Origin of the sequence: Erythrobacter sp., from assembly GCF_024305245.1 — a bacterium.
Classification (GTDB): Bacteria; Pseudomonadota; Alphaproteobacteria; order Sphingomonadales; family Sphingomonadaceae; genus Erythrobacter.
In genome coordinates, this window is sequence record NZ_JAMWYX010000001.1 from 366,280 (window position 1) to 388,668 (window position 22,389).

Genomic DNA, 22,389 nt, shown 5'->3' on the forward strand with positions numbered 1-22,389 from the left:
CAGGCGTTTATTCGGCCTTTTTGACCTGCTGCCATAGCGCTTCTTGCGCCTCAAGACCGAGGTTCTGGAAGTCACCCTTCGCTTTGTCTTCCATGGCACGAAAGCGCCGCTCGAATTTGGCATTGGCAGCCCGCAGCGCATCTTCGGCGCTGATCCCGTGAGCTCGGACGAAATTGACCACCGCGAACAGCAGGTCGCCTGCTTCCTCGGTTCGGTTTTCGTCCGAAGTGGCTGACTTAAGCTCTTCGAGTTCTTCAAAGATTTTCGCTTCGGAGCCCGAGGGATCAGGCCAGTCGAACCCGGTGCGCGCGGCGCGTTTCTGCAATTTCTGCGCGCGCATCAGTGCTGGTAGCGCAATCGCCACGCCGTCGAGCGCGCTGGTCACACCTTTCGCTGCGCGTTCGGTTTCCTTGATATCTTCCCAGCGGGCATCGTCCATCGTGCCACCGGCGCCGGCAAAGATGTGGGGATGGCGGGCTTCCATCTTGTCGCTGATCGCGTTCGCGACATCGGCGAACGCGAAGTGACCGGATTCTTCGGCCATGCGGGAATGAAACACGACCTGCAGCAGGAGATCGCCGAGTTCGTCTTTGAGATCGGCCAAGTCGCCCCGGGTAATGGCATCGGCGACTTCATAGGCTTCTTCGATGGTGTACGGCGCGATCGTTTCGAAGGTCTGCGCCAGATCCCATTCGCAACCGGCCACAGGGTCACGCAATCGCGCCATGATCGTAAGCAGCCGTTTGATAGGGGGCACCTGGCTCATGTCGCACCTTAAGATTGATAATATATATTATGTAAAATCTAGATCAAAGCGCTGGCGGCGCCTTGAGCAGTCAGGAACCATTCGACCACCAGATAAAGCCCGCCGAAAAGGGCCAGCCAAACCAGCGCCATTTTCACAACCTGGCTCCATTTCAGACGGTAAGACGCAAACGCAGCGCCAACCAGTATCAGCCAACCGAGGCTTGTGACGATCGGCAGAAGCATGTCCGAGTTCATGCGACGATCTCCAGCCCATCATATCCGACTGTCACGAAATCGGGCACCTCGTCGCACAGGCTGCGATAATCCATGCTCTTGTCGAGATGGCTCAGGACCACGCGCCCGGCACCGCACCGTTCGCCAAGCTCGATCGCCATGGCCAGATGCGCATGCGTGGGATGAGGGTCACGCCGGAGGCAGTCCGAAACCAGAATATCGACTTGATCGAACAGATCGATCATGTCCTCTGAAATCTCACTGAAATCCGTGGCATATCCAATGGACTTGCCATCAGCTTCGAACCTGTAAGCGGTGGTTTCGCCTGGACCGTGCGCCATCTGGCACCATTCGACACCGAAGCCTGCGACCATCCGCATCCTGTCGAGCGTGTCGATGCTGCAGATCGTGGGATAGCCATCCTGTCCCGCAAAGACATAGCCGAAACGCTGGCGCAAACGGCGCACTGTTTCGGTCGATGCGAAGCCCGGTATCGGTCCGGCGCGTCCATAACGCAGCACACGCAGATCGTCGATGCCGTGGCAGTGATCAGCATGGTCGTGCGTCCAGAACACGGCGTCAATGCTGCCGATCCGGTTCGCCAGCAGCTGTGCGCGGCAATCTGATGACGTATCGACAAGCAGCCGCCGTCCTTCATCGCTTTCGACCAGAATCGAAACCCGCGTCCGCCGGTTCCGCGGCTCATCCGGATCGCAATCGCCCCAGTCACCGGTGCCGTCTGCCCCGCCGATCCGAGGCACCCCGGTCGAGGTGCCCGAGCCGAGCATCACCACTTTCACAGGCGCGCCTTACTGAAAAGCTTGAAGAAATTGGTGGTGGTCTGCGCTTTCAGCTGTTCCACATCCGTTTCGCGCAAGCCAGCAATGAAGGCAGCCGTATCCGCAACATAGGCTGGCTCACACACCCGCCCGCGATGCGGCACTGGGGCAAGGAACGGGCTGTCGGTTTCCACCAGCAGGCGATCTGCAGGAACGGTCTTCGCAACCTCCTGCAAAGTCTTGGCGTTCTTGAAGGTTACGATGCCCGAAAGCGAGATCGTCAGACCCAGTTCCAGAACCTTCGCGCCGAAATCGGCGGAGGCGGTGAAGCAGTGGATCAGCGCCGGGAAGGCGCCCTTCCCCATCTCCTCGGCAAGGATCGAAAAGGTGTCGTCCTCGGCATCGCGGGTGTGGATGATCACCGGCAACTGCACCTCGCGCGCCACATCAATATGCATACGGAACAAGCGCTTCTGCGTGTCTCTGTCCGAATGGTCGTAATAGTAGTCGAGTCCGGTCTCGCCGATTGCAATGACGCGCGGATGCCGGGTCGCCTCGAGCAAGGCAGCACGCCCCAAATCCTGATGCGCGTCGGCCTCATGCGGATGGATGCCGACACTGGCGAACACATCGGGTTCGCGCGCAGCAGTGGCAACCACCTGATCCCATTCGCTCTGGCGGGTCGAGATGTTGAGAAACGCGCTCACGCCAGCCTCCCGCGCACGGGCGAGCACGCCAGCCTGATCTTCGACCAGACCTTTGTATTCGAGATGGCAATGGCTATCGACCAGCATCAGGCGGCGGCCTCCGCTTCAAGCAGTTCGAGGCGCGGGAACAGCGGGGTCGGCGGCGCGACAGTAAAGCCGGTGGCGACGAGCCGGGCGAACCAATCGGTGTCGGACAGCGCCGCGAAGCTGCGTTCGTCCTCGGGAATGCCGAGCTGATCCAGCAATGCCGCTGCCTTCTCCGGCACAACGGGCTGGATCGCGATGGCAAGGTCGCGCAAGGCAACGAACAGCGTTTGCAGCACCGCCTTCATCCGCGCAGGATCGGTCTTTTTCAGCGTCCAGGGTGCCTGCTCGTCGACATACTGGTTGCAGGCATAAACCGCCCGCAGCCATGCCTCGATCCCGGTCGAGAACGACAGATCATTGAAATCCCGCGGAAGCTCCGTGCCGCACGCCAAGGCGACCGTGGCGAGCAGAGTAACATCCGCATCCTGCTGCTCAAACGCCTCAAGCCGCCCGTCCATGTTCTTCACGATCATCGACAACGTACGCTGCGCCAGATTGCCGAAGCTGTTCGCCAGTTCCGCATTCGCCCGTAAAACAATCGCTTCGGGCGAATAGCTGCCATCCTGCCCGAAGGCGACCTCGCGCATCAGGAAATAGCGCAAGGCGTCCACACCGAAGCGCTCCGCCAGCGCGAGCGGGTCCGTGACATTGCCGAGTGACTTCGATTCCTTCTGCCCCCGGTTGAGCAGGAAACCGTGACCGAACACCTTTTGTGGCAGCGGCAATTGCGCGCTCATAAGAAAGGCAGGCCAATAGATCGTGTGGAAGCGCACGATATCCTTGCCGATCAGGTGCAGACTGGCAGGCCAGAACGTCCCCATTCCTTCAGGCATATCATCGGGATAGCCCAGGCCCGTGAGATAGTTCGTGAGGGCATCGACCCACACATACATCACATGGCCTTCGCTGCCGGGTACCTTCACACCCCAATCGAAACTGGTGCGGCTGACCGACAGATCGCGCAGGCCACCTTCGACAAAGGCGATCATTTCGTTACGGCGGCTTGCCGGCTCGAGGAATCCGGGCGTGCGCAGCAGTTCGAGCAACGGCTCCTGATATTTCGACAGGCGGAAGAACCAGCTTTCCTCGACCGTCCATTCGACGGGCGTGCCCTGCGGCGAAAGCTTTTCCCCGTCCTCGCCTTCGGTCAGTTCGCTCGCGTCATAATAGGCTTCGTCACGAACCGAATACCATCCCTCGTACCGATCGAGATACAGGTCGCCTGCAGCCTCCATCGACTGCCAGATCGCCTGGCTGGCGCGGTGGTGATCGGGCTCACTGGTACGAATGAAACAATCATACGAAACGTTCAAAGCATCGCACATCGTCCGGAAATATCCGGACATTTCATCCGCCAGATCGGAAGGTTTGCGACCCTGCTCCTCGGCCTTGCGCGCCATTTTCAGGCCATGTTCGTCGGTGCCGGTCTGAAACCGCACCTTGCGGCCCTGAAGGCGCTGGAACCGGGCGATTACATCGGCGGCAATCGCCTCGTATGCATGGCCGATGTGCGGCCGCCCGTTCGGGTAGCTGATCGCAGTGGTGATGTAGAACGGGGTGTTGTCAGGGTCAGCCATGGGCCGGTTCGCTAGCTGGGGCGGCGGAGACAAGCAAGGTGCCGATCTCGAATGGGAGCATCCCGGGATCGAAATTGGCGGTGGGCGCTTCGGCGGCGAGTGAGACCAGCGCGGCGTGTGTATCGATCAGACGCGCACGCTGGTACGGCTCCTCGGAAGTGCGCGCTGCGCGGGCGACCAGACCCTGCGCCAGATCGAGCACGGCTTGCACCCGTTCGCGGTCGGCGCGTGGCCCGATCAGCCGCGCCAACTGGCCGCGCTGTTGGAAATCGATGTCACGGGTGGACAGCAAGGATACAATCACTTGAGCCAGCGGATTGAGATCCTGCGATGCGAACCGCAAAGCCACGCCGAACGATCCTTCGGCGGCAGCAATCGCGGCAGGATCGACCGGCAGGCCGCCGTCCTCCAGCATTGCGGCAAGCTGGCTATCGGTCAGCGCCGGAAACCGCAAGGTGCGGCAGCGCGACCGGATCGTGGGAAGCAATCGTGCCGGACGGTGGGATACAAGCAGAAAGAAGGTGCCGACGGGCGGCTCCTCAAGGCTTTTGAGCAGCGCGTTCGCGGCGGATTTTTCCAGATCGTCGGCCGGATCGATAATGATCGCGCGGCGCGCGCCGAGTGTCGGGCGGGTGGACAGGCGGCGCTGCATCGCACGGATCTGCTTGATGCGTATGCTGCGGGCCAGTTCGAAGGATTTGCCATCGGCCTGTGCTTTCTCGGCCTTGTCGTCCTTCGGCCCATAGGTCAGCGTCAGGATGTCCGGATGATCGCCCTGCGGCTGCGGTACCCCCGGTTCTGCCACCAGTTCGCGCGCGGCCGCCAGTGCGAAGTCACGCTTGCCGACGCCCGCCTTGCCCGACAAAAGCCAGCCATGATGCATCCGCTCGCCGCCAAGCGCATCGCGCCACTGCCGCCACGGCTCGGCATGGTTCGGCCAGCGGGTCATCGCCGCTCGCCCTCCGGGTCCAGCAGATCGGCCAATGCGCCCATGATCCAAGCGTGCACATCTTCGGGCGCGCCTACGCCGTCGATCCGGACAATCCCGGCAGGGTCGGCGATTCCCAAGGCGCGGAACGCTTCGGCAACCGCGCGGTGATAGCTGGCGGGACGCCCCTCGATCGCATCGCTTATCGCTCCGCGCGCCGCTAGGCGTCCGGCCAGCACAGTCTCGTCGCCCTCGAGCAGGAATACCCGGTCAGGCCGAAGCCCGCCGCTGCCGAAACCGTGCAGCGCAAGCACGGCATCGTCGCCCAGCCCGCCCGCTGCGCCCTGATAAGCGCGGCTCGAATCGACAAAGCGGTCGCAAATGACCCACTCGCCGCGAGCCAGCGCCGGGCGGATCAGGTGCGCGACGTGGTCGGCGCGGGCGGCGGCGAACAGCAGGGCTTCGGCCTCGGCCGTCCAGCCCGCATCACCCGGCGGATCGAGCAGCAGCTGGCGGATCGCCTCTGCGCCCGGCGTTCCGCCCGGCTCGCGCGTGGTGACGACCGCCAGTCCGCGCGACCGCAACGCCTCGGCAAGCAATCGCGCCTGCGTGGATTTGCCCGCCCCCTCGCCGCCTTCGAAGGCGATAAACCGGCCCGCCTGCGTGCTCATGCGAACAGCCCGGCGATAGCATTGACAATCCGATCAATCGGACCCGCCACCGCGACGTCATCGCGCGCGTAAAGCGGAATGCGTGCAGGCGCGACGCCGGGCGCGGTGACTTCGAGCACGGCGACCTCCTGCCCTGCCGCGATCGGGGCGCGCAGCGGTCCTTCGTAGCGAATGGTCGCGCTAAGCTTTCCCGTGCTCCCGCGCGGCATGTTCACTGTGACGGCGCTTCCTGCGATGAGCGGCACATCCCGCGCATCGCCATTCTGCACCAGCGCCTCGCCCACTACCGCCTCGGGCGCGAACAGGCGGCGGCGGTCGAACGCGGCAAAGCCCCACTCCATATAGCTGCGCGCCAATCGTCCCCTGAGGCGACCGTTCTCCACCCCGGCCAGCACCAGCACCAGCCTTTGACCATCGCGCCGCGCGGTCCCGAGATAGGTGAAACCCGATTCGTTGGTGAACCCGGTCTTGATCCCATCAGCGCCGGGCGTACGACCGATCAGCGGATCATGGTTGATCTGCGCGATACCTTTGTAGTCGAAGCCCTTGCGTCCGACATAATAACCGAACTTGTCGCGGTGCCGTGTCACCATCGCCTGCGCGAGGCGCACAAGATCGCTGGCGGTGGTAAAGGTGTACCCTTCGTCGGGAAAGCCGTTGGGTGAGGCGAAATGGCTTCCGCTCATGCCGAGCGCGCGTGCGGCTTCGTTCATCGCTGCCGTCCATGCCGGGACAGAGCCCGCCTGCCCGGCAGCCAGAACCGCAGCCCCATCATTGGCCGATACATTGGCGATGCCGAGCAGAAGATCGTCCACCCGCACGCGTTCGCCTGCATCGAGGAACATCGTCGACCCAGTGCGCCGCCATTCGCGAGCGGTATCGGGGCTCATCATGAAGATCTGCGCCGGATCGAGCCGGCCTTGTTCGATCAGCTCGAACGCCAGATAGAGCGTCATCGCCTTGGTAACCGACGCCGGCATGAAGCGCCGGTCGGGGTTGCGGGCGTGGAGCACCTGGCCGCTGGTGATGTCGACCAGCAACGCCACCGGCGCTTCGTTAGCAAGCGGAACCGCAGGAACGACAGGCTCGCTCGTACGCTGCGCGCCCGCAGGCGATATCACTGCGGCGAGCAGAATCAGCAGCAGGGCCGGGCGAAATTTGAGAATGGCAATCACGGCGCAAGCTATAGCCACACCCCCCGCCCTTGGCGAGGCGTGCGCTGCCCTCAGTTCACGATTTCATCGGCCAAAAGCCCCACACTCATCGCGTAATAGTTGGAGCAGTTATATTCGAGGATCGAGCGGTAGTTGCTGGTCAGTAGCCATGCCGGAGCGCCCGGCCCGTCTGGCTGGAACAGCGAGACCATTACCGCATCAGCCAATCCGCCCTGCGCCACCACGCCGAGCGCGCGCCATTCGGCAACCGTCTTCCAAACGCTATGCCGCTCGTGCACCCGCGGGCAGAGCGGTGCGACCAGTTCGGTTTTGTAGGCATCGACATCGAAGCCCGAAGGGACATAGGCCCGCACGCCCCACGGTTGGCCCGGACGCCATCCCGCATCGCGGAAATAGTTGGCGATGGAGGCAAAGGTGTCGGCGCGGTTGGAGAAAATGTCGGCGCGCCCGTCCCCGTCGCCATCGGTAGCGAGCCGCAGGTAGACGCTCGGCAGGAATTGCGGGTTGCCGAAAGCTCCGGCGTAGCTACCGACCAGTTGCGACCGGGCAAAGCCCCTGTCGGCGATCTTGAGCAGAGCGATGAACTCGCCTTCGAATAGCTCGCGCCGCCGCCCTTCCCACGCCAGCGTGGCGAGGCTGCGGGAGAGATCGAAATCGCCCTTGATCCTGCCGTAGCTGGTCTCATGACCGAAGATCGCGACGATGATCGCACCGGGCACGCCGGTTTCGCGCTCGATCCGGGCGAGTAGATCGCGGTGCTGGGTGTAGACAGCCCGCCCGCTGCCGATCCGCGCACCATTAACGTGGGTGGCGATGTAGGGCGCAAGTGGCGGGTAGCCCTGCACCGTGGCGCTGCCGGGCTGGTTGCGATCGAGCCGGATCACACGATCATTCGGGGTGAGGCCGGCGGTCATCCGGTCGATTGTCGCGCTGCTCACCCCTTCCGCCCGCGCGCGCGCTTTCAGCACCTCGACATAGGCATCGAACGGAAGCCCCAGTTGATCGGGCGACTGCGCGGTCGCGGGTGCCAGCACGGCGCTGGTGCCGAACAGGGAGACTGCGGCAAGCGCAAGACAGGCGACGGGGAGCAAGCGATGAATCATGTCCAAGGGGATGTCATACCTTTGCTGAATTCCCAACAACCGAAGTATGGTGACTTGTGAATCCGGCTTGGCTACAGAGCGCGCCGTGCGGACAGGTGGCCGAGTGGTTTAAGGCAGCGGTCTTGAAAACCGCCGAGGGTGCAAGCCCTCCGTGGGTTCGAATCCCACCCTGTCCGCCATGCAAGCCCTAAAAATGGCGGAAATGCTAGGTTTTCCACATTTACCGGCACCCAAACTAACCAATTCGCTCACCAAAATATGACCGATTGTGCCGGATCGTGGCCGCTCGTGACGGGTGGTTATGGCTGGAGGGTTTATCCCCGGCGGCTGTCTGGACAACAGTCATTGTCCGCCCTGACAGGGGTGTGGGGGGGGTGTTTGCAGCCGTGACGGGTGCGGCGGACGGTGCGTCCGCACAAAGGCGAGCAATCATGCGGCTCTCGGTGCGGCGCTCACCAGCGGCCCTAACCGATCGTGGCTTGCACTTGCTCCACTTGTCGCGCGAGTCGCAGCACGTCCGCCGTTGCCGTTTCAGCATCACCCGGCCATGCAAATAGGCGGCGCATGTCACGCTCTAGATCAACCGTGCCGCTAGTGTGCACCAGCCCGAATCCGCCTGCGCCAGCAGCGCTGTGCCGATGGGCGCAATCATCCCTTCGAACCGTTCGAGACTGGCGAGCCAGCGCGCGCCCATTTCTCCCGCCCAGTCTTCACCCTTGAGGGCTTCGGGTGCTGCCTGATTCATCAGCTATTCCTTTAAAAGTGGATCGCCCGCCCGTACGCATCGAGCACGCTTTCATGCATCATTTCGCTCAGCGTCGGGTGCGGGAAGACGGTTTGCATCAGTTCGGCCTCTGTCGTCTCCAGCACCTTGCCGACGGTGTAGCCCTGGATCAGCTCGGTCACTTCCGCGCCGACCATGTGCGCGCCCAGCAGTTCGCCGGTCTTGGCGTCGAAGATGGTCTTGATGAAGCCTTCCGCCTCACCCAGCGCGATGGCCTTGCCGTTACCGATGAAGGGGAAGTTGCCGACTTTGATCTCGCGCCCGGCTTCCTTCGCCCTGGCTTCGGTCAGGCCGACGCTGGCGACCTGCGGGTGGCAATAGGTGCAACCGGGAATGGCGTTGCGGTCAAGCGGGTGCGGGTGGACGTTTGTGTTGCCCAGTTCCTGCGCGATGGCTTCGGCGGCGGTGACGCCTTCGTGGCTCGCCTTGTGCGCCAGCCAAGGACCGGGCGTGCAATCGCCGATGGCCCACAGCCCCTTGGTCTTGGTGCGGCCATAGGGATCGATCTGGATGAAGCCGCGATCCATCTCCGCCAGCTTGTCGAGCCCGATATTCTCGGTGTTCGGCACGATGCCGATCGCGACGATCACGTGGGTGAAGTCCTGCGGCGCGGCTTTGCTGGACTTGTCCTTGATGGTGGCGGTGATGCCCTTATCGCTGACCTTCACGTCCTCGACACCCGCACCGGTCATGATGGTGATGCCCTGCTTCTTCAGCGACTTTTCGAGGAAGGTCGAGACGTCCGCATCCTCCACCGGCACGATCCGGTCGAGCATTTCCACCACGGTCACGTCAACGCCGAGATCGTTGTAGAAGCTGGCGAATTCGATCCCGATTGCACCCGATCCGATCACCAGCAGCTTTTCCGGAAGTTCGGTGGGGGTCATCGCATGGCGATATGTCCAAACGCGCTTTCCGTCAGCCGGGGCAAACGGCAGGTCGCGCGCGCGCGCGCCGGTGGCAACGATGATGTGCTTGGCGGACAGGGCTTTCTCGCCCTTTTCGCCCTTCACCGTGAGAGAAGTCGCGCCGGTCAGCGTGCCCTCGCCCATATGGACGGTGATCTTGTTCTTCTTCATCAGGTGGCCAATGCCCTGATTGAGCTGTTTCGCCACCCCGCGGCTGCGCTTCACGATCGCGCCCAGATCCGCCTCGATCCCCTTGGCGACGAGGCCGTAATCGCCCGCGTGCTGCATGTAGTGGAATATCTCGGCCGAACGCAGCATCGCCTTGGTCGGAATGCAGCCCCAATTGAGGCAGATGCCGCCGAGGTTCTCGCGTTCAACAATCGCGGTCTTCAACCCCAACTGCGCGCAGCGAATCGCCGCCACATAGCCGCCGGGGCCGGAACCGAGCACAATCACGTCATAATCATTAGCCATTGGTATTTCCCGTCAATTCAAAACCGTTCAGGCTGAGCTTGTCGAAGCCCTGCCCTTCCTTTTGCCCGGTGGCGAAGGAAGAAGGGCAGCCCTTCGACAAGCTCAGGGCGAACGGGTGTGGGTTGGTAGTGCAATTGCGCGGGGGCGATCATCCTCGCCCAGCAGCACGAATTTGAAGGTGCCTTGGGCAACCTTGGTGGTGGCCTCGCCATTGCGTGTCCGAGCGATGGCTTCGGCAGCGATGGTGAGCGAGGTGGTGCCGGTGGCGGCGACTTCGCAGTAAACGCTGAGTTCGTCGCCGACGGCCATCGCGCCGGGAAAGGCGAAGTCAGTCGCGGAAACCACCACCGCCTTGCCCTGCCCCACTCGGCTTGCAAGGGAGCCTGCGCCTAGCGCCATCTGCGCCATGAGCCACCCGCCAAACACCCCGCCATAGGGGTTGGTATCGGCCGGCATGGCGGTGACGCGGATCTGGGGGGGGCGGGCAGTCATTCACCAAGTCTCCGCCCTGACTTAAATGACGCCCGAACCAAACGGATGCTGCGATAAGACCGGCGACTGCGCCCATTGCTGCCCAAATGAGCATACCAGCCATCACAATCTCGATGTTGCCCTGCCAAAACACGACACTTAAAGCGATTCCCCCGACCGCTCCTGCAATGCAGCCAAAAACAGCTAGCTTTCGGAAATCCCCGTCCAAATGCAGCTTGCGGGCTAACCAGAGCGTGGGCAAGCCAACCACTAAACCCCCGATGATTCCGATGACAAAGCTCATCGCACCAATGGCAAAGAAGGCTTCGATGGAAAAATGCTCCCCACGAACGAGTGACAATGCAGCGAAGCCAGTGGGGATCGTGATTGCAACAGCGAGTGCCGTCACCATGAACCGGCCAGCTTCAACCAGTAACCTCACACCACCAGCCCCATCGGGTTCTCGCACAGCTGCTTGATCGCCTCCATCAGCTGCGCGCCGTCCGCGCCGTCGATGGCGCGGTGGTCGAAGCTGCCCGAGGCGTGGAGCACCGTCGCCACCTCGATCGCACCGTTGACCACATAGGGCTGCTTCTGTCCGGCTCCCACGGCGAGGATCATGCCCTGCGGCGGGTTGATCACCGCGTCGAACTGCTTGATCCCGAACATGCCAAGGTTGGAAAGGCTCGCCGTGCCGCCTTGATATTCGTGCGGTTGCAGCTTGCCATCGCGAGCCTTGCCCGCGAGCGTCTTCATCTCGGTCGAGATCGCGGCGAGGCCCTTGGTGTCGGCATGGGTGATAACCGGCGTGATCAGGCCCGAAGGCGCGGCCACCGCCACCGATACGTCAGCGCGTTCGTAACGGCGCAGCGTGTCGCCCTGGAAGCTGACATTGCACTGCGGCACGCGCATCAGCGCGCGGGCGAGCGCCTTGATCAGCAGATCGTTGACCGACAGCTTCACACCGTCCGGCTCCAGCGATGTGTTCAGTTGGGCACGCAGTTCCAGCAGCGGATCGAGCCGGATGTCGATGGTGAGGTAGAAGTGCGGGATCGTCTGCTTGCTCTCGGTGAGGCGGCGGGCGATGACCTTGCGCACACCCGACAGCTTCTCGTCGGTGAACGGCGCGCCGCCTTCGACGGCAGGGGCCGGAGTGGGTGTCCGCGTGGCAGCGCTCGCGGTTGGCGTGGGCGCCGATGTTGCAGCACCGGGCGAGAAGTTTTCGACGTCGTCTTTCACGATCCGGCCATTGGGGCCGCTGCCCTTGACCTGCGCCAGATCGATCCCCTTGTCCGCTGCGATCCGCTTTGCCAGGGGCGAGGCGATGATGCGCTCGCCATCGCCTTGGGCCGGTTCCGCCTGCGCTGCCGGGATGTCCTTGTCCGGAACCCCGGAGCCGGTGACGGATGCTGCACCGCCGCCGCCCATGGCCGCCTCGACATCGCCTTTCGTAATCTTGCCATTAGGACCCGTGCCTTCAAGACCGGCAAGATCAATGCCATTGGCCTCTGCCAGACGCTGCGCGGTGGGCGTAGCGGCGGGGCCATTGTTTGCGGGTGCGGGTGCGGGAGCAGGTTCGGAAGACCCGGCAGGCTTCGAGGCTGGAGCCTCATCCTCGCCCTCAACCGTCAGCCGCGCGATTACCGCGCCGACTTTCACGTTCTCGGTCCCGGCTTCGATCAGGATTTCGGCGATCACGCCTTCGTCCACCGCTTCGAACTCCATCGTCGCCTTGTCGGTCTCGATCTCGGCCATGATGTCGCCCGATTGCACCGTGTCACCGACGCTCACCAGCCACTTTGCCAGCGTGCCCTCTTCCATCGTGGGCGACAATGCCGGCATCTTGATATCCAAGGCCATGATCCGCTGAAACTCCCTTGATCGATCCTTGCCCCGTTCTCTGGCCAATTCCCTAGCGTCGGGCAAGTGGTCAGAGTGGGGGACTTGCCATTCCATACGAATGCATTGATACCCTCGCACCCAACGGGGCTCGAAAATATGCGTACATTTCTGGTCATCATCGACGAAAGCGAAGAGGCGCTGGCCGCCTTGCGCTATGCCGCGCGCAGAGCCGTGGCGGTGGGCGGCGCGGTGCATTTGCTGGCGCTGGTGCCGCAGCAGAATTTCAGCGCGTTCGGCGCCGTGCAGGCGACGATCGAGGAAGAAGCGCGCGACAGGGCGGAGATGCTTGCCCACGGAGTCGCCGGCAATCTACTGGCCGAAAGCGGGATCATGCCGACCATTTCGGTCAAGATCGGCAACGGGCAGAGGATCGTCAGCGACTTTCTGGCCGAGCATGACGAAGTCGCCGCGCTGGTGCTGGGGGCAGCGAAAGGAGCAGCGCCCGGCCCGTTGGTGACGCACTTCTCGGCTGCGGCGGGGAACCTGCCCTGCCCGCTCTATATCGTCCCTGCCGATTACGACGAGACCAAGAGCGATCATCAGGTCTAGGTCAGGGCCGCTACTTCTTGCGCCCCTGATGCCGGATATTGCCCGGCCGCCCGCGTTGTCCCGCAATGTATTTGCCCGCTTTCTTCGGTGGCCCACCGGAACTGCGGCGGCGATCGTCGGGGCGGGCGCCGCGCGGTTCAATCGCGCCCGCATCGGCGCCGGGCAGCACGAACTTGAGCGCGCCGGTCAGCGCGTTGGCCTCCGCCAGCTTCAGCTTCAGCCGGTCTCCGCTTGTGTAGCTTGTGCCGCTGTCGGTCCCGACCAGCGCCTGCGCCGCCTCGTCATGGCGGAAATACTCGCCGCCCAAGGTCGAGATCGGCACCAGCCCATCCCCCCCTAACCCGACGATGGTGGCGAAAAACCCGAAGCCCTGCACCCCGGTGATGCGGGTATCGAACACCTCCCCCACCCGCGCCGATAGCCACGCCGCGACGTAACGATCAATGGTGTCGCGTTCCGCCTCCATCGCGCGCCGTTCGGTCTGGCTGATCGCGTCGCTGACCTGCTGCAAGCTGGCGCGGTCGCGGTCAGACAGACCGGAAGTGTCCGGCAGCGATCCCGGCGGGGCGGGCTGTTCCAGCTTGTAGGCATCCACCAGCGCGCGGTGCACGAGCAAGTCGGCATAGCGGCGGATCGGCGAGGTGAAGTGCGCGTAAGACCCAAGGCTCAATCCGAAGTGCCCGGCATTGGCGGGGCCGTAATAGGCCTGCGTCTGGCTGCGCAGCACCGCCTCCATCACCAGCGCCTTTTCCGCCTCGTCGGTAACGTCCTTTAGCATCCGGTTGAATAGGCCCGGCGTCACCACCTGACCGAGCGCCAGTTTCTTGTCCATCGTGGCAAGGTAATCGCGCAGCGCGATCAACTTTTCGCGGCTCGGCGGTTCATGGACGCGGTAGATAACTGGCGCGGTTTTCGCCTCCAGCGCCTTGGCCGCGGCGACATTGGCAGCGATCATGAAGTCTTCCACCACGCGGTGCGCGTCGAGCCGTTCGCGCAGGGCGATTTCGGCGATCTGGCCCTCGGCGTTCAACACCACGCGCCGTTCCGGCAGTTCGAGCGCGAGCGGATCGCGGGCATCGCGCGCGGCGGAGAGCGCCTTCCATGCGTCCCATAGGTGCGCCAGATATTCGGGCGGATTGCCGCTATCGACGGCCTTCTGCGCATCCTCATAGGCAATGTTGTGCGCAATCCGCACCAGTGCGCGGGTGAAGCGGAAGCTCGACACCTTGCCATCGGCGTTGATGTGCAGATGGCAGGCCATCGCCGCGCGGTCCTCGCCTTCCTTCAGCGAACAGACATCGGCTGACAGGATTTCGGGCAGCATCGGCACCACGCGGTCGGGGAAATAGACCGAATTGCCGCGCTTCCGCGCCTCACGGTCGAGCGCCGAGCCGGGGCGGACGTAGAAGCTCACATCGGCGATGGCGACCAGCGCGTTGAACCCGCCCTGCCCGTCCGGCTCCGCCCAGATGGCATCATCATGGTCGCGCGCGTCGGCGGGGTCGATCGCGACGATGGGCAGGTGCCGCAGGTCTTCGCGGGTCTTTTCCGACAGCTTGAGTTTGGCCGCGCGCGGCGCTTCTTCGAGCGCTTCCTCGGGGAAGACGTTGGGGATGCCGTGTTTGGCAATCGCGATCAGGCTGAAACTGCGCGGGGCGAGCGGATCACCGATCACTTCGATGACCTTCACCCCGGCGCGCTCGGACCGACCGACTCGTTCGGCGATGACCAGCTGGCCTTCCTCGGCCTCGCCCACATCCGCAATCAGCGTGGACTGGCGCACGCGCTTGTCGACCGGCGCGAGCCATGCCTTGCCGGCCTTGTCGAACTCGACCACGCCCATCAGCCCTTCGGTGCGTGAGGGCAGCTTCTTCATCGGATGCGCGATCCAGCCTGCGTCCGTCTCCTCGGTGCGCGCCAGCACACGGTCGCCGCGCTTGAGCGCAGGCGGTCGCTTCGCGCCGGGCTTGGGGCGCGGTTCCCGGATGGTGAGACGCGGAGCATCGCCGGGGGCTTCGGGGTCCCAGTTGTCGGGCACGGCGATCAAGTCGCCGTCTTCGATGGCGACGATCTTGAGCGTGGTCACCTTCGGAACCCCGCCCATCCGGTGGAAGGCGGATTTCTTGCCGTCGATCAGGCCGTCCTCGGCCATGTCCTTGAGCAGGGCTTTCAGCTTGATCTTTTCCTGCCCCTTCAGCCCGAACGCCTTGGCGATCTCGCGCTTGCCGGCGGGAATGTCGGAGGACTGGATGAAGTCGAGCACCTGTTTGGCGGTCGGCATTCCTTGGGGGAGTTTGGGGGGCTTGGGCATGAATAAGGCCCTAACCGATAAGCCTCGTCATTGCGAGCCGAAGGCGAAGCAATCCATGGACGGACGTTAGCCCAAACCGCAACGCAGGGTCATTGAGTGCCGCAGCCCTGACGGGCCTCGCAATGACGAAGGTCATTCCTTCGCCACCGGCTCGAACGCACCGCCGGGGACGGCGCTGGAAACGGGCGAGCAATATTCCCCCGCGCAGGCCGACGCGCCGAACATCCAGTCGTCACCGCGAACTGGCAGGGTCGTCGTGATAATCTCGCCTTCAGATACTTCGAGGCCTGGCTCGGCGCTGCCTAGGATCCCCTCAAGTTCTTCGCGACTGGCCCACTCGGTGGCATTGGTGCGGCGCATCGCAATATCGATCAGCTCGGCCCCCGCAGGCAACTTCGCGCTCAGCAAGGTATCAACCCGCACCGCCGCATCGATGCTGACCTCCGGCGGCATCGGCGCGCGCGCCAGCGCGTCCAAGGCGCGCACGTTCAACTTGGTCACTCCGGCGAGGTATGCGAAGTCCATTTCCTCCACCGTGTCGCCGTAGAATACGCCGCTTTCGGTGCGCAGGTCCTGATGCTGGTGGTCGTAATCCTCGACTCCGACAGAGAATCTGACCGCAGGGTAGCCCTTCTGCAGGAACGGCACCTGATCCCCGCCCCGCCCCATGCGGTCGGTTCGCCAGATCTGGCGGACCTGCATTTCGTCGGAGTGCTCGGCCGCCAGATCGGCAACCCAGCGCGACAGGTTGCGGCCCGGCGAATCGTTCTCGCCGCCGTAACGGGTTTGTGACGCGCGCAAGCGTTCGGTCAGATCGGCGCGCGGACCTTCGGAGAAGACGCGCACCACCTTGGGCTCGCAATATCCGTCCTTGCCGCAGGAATTGCCGACGATGTCGTTGTTGAGCACGGCTTTCACCGTATAGCCCTGCGCTTCGGCCCAGTTGGCGAGAGTGCGACCGCCGTGGAGGCCCTGTTCCTCGCCAGACAGCAGGGCATAGATGATGGTGCTGGGGTATTGCGTCCCGGACAGCGCCCGCGCCGCTTCCAGCACCAGCGCGGTGCCCGACCCGTCGTCGTTCGCGCCGGGCGCATCGCTGGTGAAATCGAGCGGATCGGACACGCGGCTGTCGATGTGGCCCTGAACGATCACGACCTCGTTGGGCCGCTCGCTGCCGCGCTGGATGGCGACGGCGTTGCGCACCAATGTGGGCGTCGGGATGCGCGGCGCGGCGGTGATCGTGTCGCTGACAGGCAGGACTTCAAGGCACCCGCCGCACTTCGCGCCGATCCGCTTGAACTCGGCCAATCCCCAATCGACCGCCGCGCCGATGCCGCGATCGGGATCGTCCTGCGATGACAGCGTGTGCCGTGTGCCGAAGCTCACAAGCTTCTCGACATCGCCCTTAAGGCGCTCCTCGGAAACAGCCTCGGCGGGATGGGTCTGGGCGGAAAGCGGGCTGGCCAGCAGTGCGGCGAGCAGAAGGGCGCGTTTGATCATGCCGCCCTGTCTGCCCGCCCTGCGGGATGGGCGCAAGTCTAGTAAGCGCGGGCGATCAGGATGCGCTCGGTCGCGGGCGCGCCGGTGAAGATGCAGGTAGCGGTGGCAGGCTCGCCTCCGCGCGGCACGTTGCGGATGGTGAGCTTCACCGCCTTCAGCTTTTCCACCACGGCATCGAGCGCCGCGCCGGTCGGCTTGGCCCACTCGACCTCGACCCAGCCGGGATGTTTGCCGCCGTTTTCGAAGTGGCTGACGACTGCAGTCCAGTCGCTGATCCCGCGGGTGATGCTGGCATCACGCCGTGTGCGGGCTTCGCCGAACAGGCCGTGCTGGATTTCCTCGAGCAGCGCGCCCGCGCTCGCCGCAAAATCGTCGCGGGGAACAAATTGCATGGCGGGCTTGCCGTTCTCGGCATTCCACAACCGGTCGCGGCGCAGAACCGCCAGCTTGCCCTCGGCCATGTCGCGCGGGCCGACTTCTACGATGACGGGCGCGCCCTTGCGCACCCAGTCCCACCGCTTGGCGGCAGCCTTGCCTGGCTTGGTGTCGAGCAGGACGCGCACCTTTTCGCCCAAGGCGGTTTGCGCAGCCAGCGCCGCACGCACGTTCTCGCAATAGGCCAACAATTCGGCGTCCTCGGGCGTGTCGCGCAGCATCGGGAGGATGACGATCTGTTGCGGCGCGATGGCGGGCGGCACGCGCAAGCCATCATCATCGCCGTGGGTCATGATCACCCCGCCAATCAGCCGTGTCGACGTGCCCCAACTTGTGGTGTGGCAATATTGCTGCGCGCCTTCGCGGTCCTGATACTGAATGCCCGCCGCGTGCGCGAAATTGGTGCCGAGATAGTGGCTGGTGCCCGCCTGCAGCGCCTTGCCGTCCTGCATCATCGCTTCGATCGACCAGGTCTCGACCGCGCCGGGGAAGCGTTCGTTCTCGGGCTTCTCGCCCGCGATCACCGGCATGGCGAGGTCTTCTTCTGCGCATGCGCGGTACATTTCCAGCGCGCGGTGGGTTTCGGCTATCGCCTGATCGCGGTTCTCGTGCGCGGTATGGCCTTCTTGCCAGAGAAATTCGCTGGTGCGCAGGAACATCCGCGTGCGCATTTCCCAGCGCACCACGTTGGCCCATTGGTTGGTAAGCATCGGCAGATCGCGCCAAGACTGAATCCAACGCGCCATCGCATCGCCGATGATCGTTTCCGACGTCGGGCGCACCACCAGCGGTTCTTCGAGCTTGGCGGCGGGATCGGGGATCAGACCGCCCTTGCCGTCCGAAATCAGCCGGTGGTGGGTGACGACCGCCATTTCCTTGGCGAACCCTTCGACATGCGCTGCCTCACGCTCGAAATTGGCGAGCGGGATGAACAGCGGGAAATAGCAATTCTGCACGCCCGCAGCCTTGATCCGGTCGTCCATCAGGCGCTGGATACGTTCCCAGATGCCGTAGCCCCACGGCTTGATGACCATGCAACCGCGCACCCCCGATTCCTCGGCGAGGTCGGCGGCGCTGATGACTTCCTGATACCACTTGGCAAAGTCGTCTTCGCGCTTGACGGTGAGGGCGTGGCGGATCTGGGACACGGACTTGATTCCTGACTAACTCACGCGATCCAGCATCGCGAGGCGCGCCGCGCTTCGCGCTATTTGCCCAATTCGTCCAGCTTCTTTTGCATTGCTGCCATCTGTTCGCGCAGCTGGGCGATTTCGTCCTTCGCTTCTGCAGCGGGCGCAGCGGGCTTGTCCTTGCCCTTTGCAATGCCCGGCATGAAGGCCCCGGCAGCAGCGCGCATCATCGCCATATTGGTTTCATGGATCGCGGCGAAGGGATTGCCGGTCATGCCCTTTTCGAAAGCTTCGCGAATCTTCGACTGGTTGTCGCGGAAGTTCGTCATGCTGGCTTCGAGATAGGATGGCATCAGAGCCTGCATCGAATTGCCGTACATCCCGATCAGCTGGCGCAGGAAGCTTACCGGCAGCATCTGCTCGCCATTGGCCTCTTCATCCATGATGATCTGGGTCAGGATCGAATGCGTGATGTCGTCACCGCTTTTGGCGTCGAGTACCTGAAAATCGATGTTCTCGCGCACCATCCGGGCCAGATCCTCAAGCGTGATATAGCTCGACGAGGCGGTGTTGTAGAGCCGCCGGTTGGCGTACTTCTTGATGATTACCACACCGCCGTTTTCGCCCGATGCCGCCTTCGACCTGCCGACCATTATGTTATCCTGTCAGTTGACGCTGACCCGCCTTAGCACCTGCACAAGCTGCAGTGCAATATAAGTGACAGCGAAAGCTTACCCCCGGCGTAGACGCTGGCCGATCACCGTCAGCAGTTCATAAGGCGATAGAATAGTTTGCTGCGCACAATTTGCGATATCCCAAGGCACCTGCAGCCAATCGCCCGCCGCCACATCGGGCGCGGCGGAAAGGTCGACCACCACCATGTCCATCGAAACCTTACCAAGGATCGGCAACCTGCGACCCTGATGGTGCAATGCGTTGCCGACCCCGCGCAGGCGCAGGAAGCCGTCCGCATAGCCGATAGAGACAGTGCCGACCCGCATCGGCGCAGCAGCGGTGAAGGCGGCGTTGTAGCCCACGCTTTCACCCGGCAGGATGCCGCGACATTGCAGGATTGCCGCCTCCACCCGCGCGACCGGGCGGATTGTCGACGCCAGTTCGGCACGGGGCACGCCGCCATAAAGCGCAAGTCCCGGCCGCGTCAGATCGAAGGCGTAGTCCGGTCCCAGCGCAATCCCGGCGCTGTTGGCAAGGCTCGCACGGCGATGCGGTACCTGCCCCGCCACGGCCACGAAGGCGTCGCGCTGGCGGGTGTTCATCACGCTGTCCTCGTCCGCGCAGGCAAGGTGGCTCATCACGATATCGATATCGAGCGCGGCGATGCGCGGGTCGCTGGTCTCTGCAGGTGCGATGCCGAGACGATTTATCCCTGTATCGATCATCAGGTGGCACAGACCGCCGCCCGAGGCACGCCAGCGTTCCGCCTGGTCGAGCGAGTTGATGACAGGCACGGCACCGGCATTGCGGGCATAGGCGCAGTCGCTTTCGTTGAGCGGGCCGTGCAACACTGCGATCTGCGCAGGCGGCACATGGCGCGCGACCGCCGCGACTTCGCCCCAATGGGCCACGAAAAAGGTTCCGCACCCCGCATCGCGCAGAACCGGAACGCAGGTTTCCACGCCCAGTCCATAGCAATTGGCCTTAACCGCCGCACCTGCCCTGCCGCCGCCAGACAGGTCATCGAGCGCGCGCCAATTGGCGGCGAGCGCCTGCGTGTCGGGCGACAGCCGCAACGTGGGCTGCGGGGTTACTTCAGTCATCGGCAAAGTCTGTCGGCGGCCCGGAAGGAAGGCCCCACCACGCCACCACCAGTCCGAAGGCAACGATTGCCCAAGTGTACCACAGACCCGAATACATATCCCCGGTGCTGGCCACGATTACGCCCGCGATCAGCGGCAGAAACCCGCCGAGATATCCGGCCCCGATGTGATAGGGGATCGACATCGAAGAATAGCGGATGCGCGGCGGGAACATCTCGCTCAGCAGCGCAGCGACCGAACCATAGGTCAGCGCCGACAGCATCCCCAGCGCCAGCAAAATGCCGACGATGCCGATGATGTTGGCGGTATCCGGCTGCTGCTTGGAAAAGTCGAAGCCGTATTGACCGAGGGCGGCATGGATGCCCGCGCGCCGTGCTGCACTGTCGGCGAACCACGCCGGGTCGATCGCCACCGGTTCGCCGCCCGCCGTCACGGTCAGCGAGTTGCCGGGGGTGAGCGTGTAAGGCACGCCCGAGGCGGTCAGCGTCTCCAGCACCTTGCCGCAATCGGTCTGCTCGCGCTGGAACAGTTCGGCAAACGGATCGGTCACGCATTCGGGGCCGCTGACCACGATCGGCGTTTGCTCGGCCGCCGATGCGAGGCCCGGATTGGCAAGGCTACCCATCATCCAGAACAGCGGAAACAGCAGCGCCAGCGTCAACGCAGCGCCGATGATGATCGGCAGCTTGCGACCCACCCGGTCGGACCATTTGCCGACGAAAATGTAGAAACTCATGGCGATCAGGCCGGACACCAGCAGCACCAGTTCCACCGTCTGATCTTCGACATGCATCGGCCCGCGCAGAAAGCTCATGCCAGAGAAGAAGGCAGTGTACCAGATTGTCGTCAGAACGCCGGTGATGCCGAACAGCGCGACGAAAATACGCTTGGGGTTGCCGGGATAGGTGAAGCTTTCGACGAAGGGATTACCCGACGTCTCGCCCGCCTCCTTCATCGCCTGGAACACCGGGCTTTCCGACAGCTTCAGCCGCATCCACAGCGATATGGCCAGAAGGATGAGCGACAGCAGGAACGGCACGCGCCAGCCCCACGCCGCGAAGTCATCCGCGGGGATCAGGAAGCGGCATGCCAGCACGACGATGATCGACAGCACGAACCCGCCGGCAACGCTCGCCTGAATGAAGCTGGTGTAAAAGCCGCGCTTTTCGGGCGGCGCGTGTTCGGCGACATAGATCGCCGCGCCGCCATATTCGCCGCCCAGCGCCAGCCCCTGCAATACCCGCAGCAGGATGACGATGATCGGCGCGGCCATGCCGATGGTGTCGACCGTCGGGATCAGGCCCACTCCGGCAGTGGCAATGCCCATCAACGTGACCGTGACGAGGAAGGTATATTTGCGCCCCAGCTTGTCGCCCAGAAAGCCGAACAGGATCGCGCCGAGCGGCCGGAACGCAAAGCCGACTGCGAAGGTCGACCACACCAGCAGCAGGCCCAGCGTTTCGTTGTCGGTGGCGTAGAACGCATCTTTGAGGATGTAGGCGAGCGTGCCGTAGATGAAGAAATCGTACCATTCGAAAATGGTGCCCGCGCTCGACGCGCCGATTACCAGGCGGATTTCCTTCTCGCTCGGCTCGCGGTCTGCGAGCGCCTGCGCTTCTGCCATGTCGATCAATCCCCTTTTGCCACCACGCATGGCTGTGCCGCCGCGCATGGATGCGCCTTTGGCAAGACCTCTAGCCCGCAGCGTCTCGGCTTGAAAGCGCCTTGCTTGCGGCCTTCCACGGCAACAGCAAGGCCGCATGGCGGGCCGGGTGCGCGCGCGCCGGTGCCAGAAGCTCCAGATCGGGCCATGCGGGCAGTTCTCCGGTTCCGGCCAGCCACTGCTCCAGACCTGTCAGAGTCGCGGCAATCGAACCGGCGTCGCATCCCTTCGCGCTGCGGGCCAGCAAAGCAGCGGAGCCTTGGCCGATCGCGCAGGCGCTGACTTGCATCCCGACCCGGCCAATCGCCCCGTTAGCATCCAGCGACAGCCCGACAGTGATAGTGCTGCCACAGGTACGCGAGCGCGCCTCTGCCCGCAGCGGGAGTTCATCGCCCAGCGGATAGGCAGCAAGCTCGATCGCCAGCGCCAGCACTTGCGGCGAATACAGCCGCGCGGGACGTGGGCTGGACATGACG

At 63.7% G+C, this 22,389-nt stretch carries 21 protein-coding genes and 1 tRNA gene; 2 read left to right on the plus strand and 20 right to left on the minus strand.

Annotation, left to right across the window (positions count from 1 at the left end; genetic code table 11):
* Positions 1-7: 7 nt before the first annotated feature.
* From mazG to Q0L48_RS01855, 9 genes are read right to left on the minus strand one after another with little or no spacing between them, the layout of a single operon-like run.
* The gene (gene mazG, locus Q0L48_RS01815) at positions 8-766 is read right to left on the minus strand and encodes a nucleoside triphosphate pyrophosphohydrolase (RefSeq protein WP_296716522.1); all 759 of its coding nucleotides are present in this window, start codon (positions 764-766) and stop codon (positions 8-10) included.
* Positions 767-804: 38 nt separating this feature from the next.
* Positions 805-1,002, minus strand: coding sequence for a hypothetical protein (locus Q0L48_RS01820; protein WP_296716525.1), 198 nt, complete (start codon positions 1,000-1,002; stop codon positions 805-807).
* Positions 999-1,781 (minus strand): MBL fold metallo-hydrolase, encoded by a 783-nt coding sequence (locus tag Q0L48_RS01825; protein ID WP_296716527.1) that lies wholly within the window; start codon positions 1,779-1,781, stop codon positions 999-1,001. Before Q0L48_RS01825 ends, Q0L48_RS01820 begins: the two co-directional genes overlap by 4 nt.
* The gene (locus Q0L48_RS01830; protein ID WP_296716531.1) at positions 1,778-2,554 is read right to left on the minus strand and encodes a TatD family hydrolase; all 777 of its coding nucleotides are present in this window, start codon (positions 2,552-2,554) and stop codon (positions 1,778-1,780) included. The genes Q0L48_RS01825 and Q0L48_RS01830 overlap by 4 nt, the downstream gene beginning before the upstream one ends.
* The gene (metG, locus tag Q0L48_RS01835; protein ID WP_296716535.1) at positions 2,554-4,131 is read right to left on the minus strand and encodes a methionine--tRNA ligase; all 1,578 of its coding nucleotides are present in this window, start codon (positions 4,129-4,131) and stop codon (positions 2,554-2,556) included. The genes Q0L48_RS01830 and metG overlap by 1 nt, the downstream gene beginning before the upstream one ends.
* The gene (locus Q0L48_RS01840; protein ID WP_296716538.1) at positions 4,124-5,080 is read right to left on the minus strand and encodes a DNA polymerase III subunit delta'; all 957 of its coding nucleotides are present in this window, start codon (positions 5,078-5,080) and stop codon (positions 4,124-4,126) included. Before Q0L48_RS01840 ends, metG begins: the two co-directional genes overlap by 8 nt.
* On the minus strand, positions 5,077-5,730 hold the full coding sequence (gene tmk, locus Q0L48_RS01845) for a dTMP kinase (protein ID WP_296716540.1): 654 nt from the start codon (positions 5,728-5,730) through the stop codon (positions 5,077-5,079). Before tmk ends, Q0L48_RS01840 begins: the two co-directional genes overlap by 4 nt.
* Complete coding sequence (locus Q0L48_RS01850; protein WP_296716542.1) at positions 5,727-6,923, minus strand: D-alanyl-D-alanine carboxypeptidase family protein; 1,197 nt, start codon at positions 6,921-6,923, stop codon at positions 5,727-5,729. Before Q0L48_RS01850 ends, tmk begins: the two co-directional genes overlap by 4 nt.
* Before the next feature lie 32 nt (positions 6,924-6,955).
* Positions 6,956-8,008: a lytic transglycosylase domain-containing protein gene (locus Q0L48_RS01855; RefSeq protein ID WP_296717094.1), complete on the minus strand. Its 1,053-nt coding sequence runs from the start codon at positions 8,006-8,008 to the stop codon at positions 6,956-6,958.
* 89 nt (positions 8,009-8,097) lie between these two features.
* Between Q0L48_RS01855 and Q0L48_RS01860 the strand changes: the two genes are divergently transcribed.
* Positions 8,098-8,187: transfer RNA gene (locus Q0L48_RS01860), tRNA-Ser, on the plus strand.
* Positions 8,188-8,582: 395 nt separating this feature from the next.
* Here Q0L48_RS01860 and Q0L48_RS01865 read toward each other — a convergent pair.
* The 4 genes from Q0L48_RS01865 to Q0L48_RS01880 form a co-directional block, all read right to left on the minus strand.
* Positions 8,583-8,753 carry a hypothetical protein gene (locus tag Q0L48_RS01865; protein WP_296716543.1) on the minus strand — a complete coding sequence of 57 codons (171 nt, stop codon included), beginning with the start codon at positions 8,751-8,753 and terminating at the stop codon, positions 8,583-8,585.
* Positions 8,754-8,764: 11 nt separating this feature from the next.
* Positions 8,765-10,174 carry a dihydrolipoyl dehydrogenase gene (gene lpdA, locus Q0L48_RS01870; RefSeq protein ID WP_296716546.1) on the minus strand — a complete coding sequence of 470 codons (1,410 nt, stop codon included), beginning with the start codon at positions 10,172-10,174 and terminating at the stop codon, positions 8,765-8,767.
* A 102-nt stretch (positions 10,175-10,276) separates the two neighbouring features.
* Positions 10,277-10,666, minus strand: coding sequence for a hotdog domain-containing protein (locus Q0L48_RS01875; protein WP_296716549.1), 390 nt, complete (start codon positions 10,664-10,666; stop codon positions 10,277-10,279).
* 417 nt (positions 10,667-11,083) lie between these two features.
* A complete protein-coding gene (locus Q0L48_RS01880) occupies positions 11,084-12,505 on the minus strand; it encodes a 2-oxo acid dehydrogenase subunit E2 (protein WP_296716550.1) in 1,422 nt (473 codons plus the stop codon).
* Between the two features lie 138 nt (positions 12,506-12,643).
* Between Q0L48_RS01880 and Q0L48_RS01885 the strand changes: the two genes are divergently transcribed.
* Entirely contained in the window at positions 12,644-13,096 is a 453-nt protein-coding gene (locus tag Q0L48_RS01885) for a universal stress protein (protein ID WP_296716551.1), read from the plus strand.
* A gap of 10 nt (positions 13,097-13,106) precedes the next feature.
* On the opposite strand, the gene rnr is transcribed toward Q0L48_RS01885, so the two are convergent.
* The 7 genes from rnr to Q0L48_RS01920 form a co-directional block, all read right to left on the minus strand.
* Positions 13,107-15,407, minus strand: coding sequence for a ribonuclease R (rnr, locus tag Q0L48_RS01890; RefSeq protein WP_296716554.1), 2,301 nt, complete (start codon positions 15,405-15,407; stop codon positions 13,107-13,109).
* Positions 15,408-15,539: 132 nt separating this feature from the next.
* Positions 15,540-16,907, minus strand: a complete 1,368-nt coding sequence (locus Q0L48_RS01895) for a M20/M25/M40 family metallo-hydrolase (RefSeq protein ID WP_296716556.1) — start codon at positions 16,905-16,907, stop codon at positions 15,540-15,542.
* 38 nt (positions 16,908-16,945) lie between these two features.
* Positions 16,946-18,490: an aminoacyl--tRNA ligase-related protein gene (locus Q0L48_RS01900; RefSeq protein WP_296716560.1), complete on the minus strand. Its 1,545-nt coding sequence runs from the start codon at positions 18,488-18,490 to the stop codon at positions 16,946-16,948.
* A gap of 59 nt (positions 18,491-18,549) precedes the next feature.
* Positions 18,550-19,125, minus strand: a complete 576-nt coding sequence (gene phaR, locus Q0L48_RS01905; RefSeq protein ID WP_296716562.1) for a polyhydroxyalkanoate synthesis repressor PhaR — start codon at positions 19,123-19,125, stop codon at positions 18,550-18,552.
* A 78-nt stretch (positions 19,126-19,203) separates the two neighbouring features.
* Positions 19,204-20,250, minus strand: a complete 1,047-nt coding sequence (gene alr, locus Q0L48_RS01910; protein ID WP_296716564.1) for an alanine racemase — start codon at positions 20,248-20,250, stop codon at positions 19,204-19,206.
* A complete protein-coding gene (locus tag Q0L48_RS01915; RefSeq protein ID WP_296716567.1) occupies positions 20,243-21,874 on the minus strand; it encodes an MFS transporter in 1,632 nt (543 codons plus the stop codon). The genes alr and Q0L48_RS01915 overlap by 8 nt, the downstream gene beginning before the upstream one ends.
* A 70-nt stretch (positions 21,875-21,944) precedes the next feature.
* Positions 21,945-22,385: an iron-sulfur cluster assembly scaffold protein gene (locus Q0L48_RS01920; RefSeq protein ID WP_296716569.1), complete on the minus strand. Its 441-nt coding sequence runs from the start codon at positions 22,383-22,385 to the stop codon at positions 21,945-21,947.
* Between the last annotated feature and the right edge of the window lie 4 nt (positions 22,386-22,389).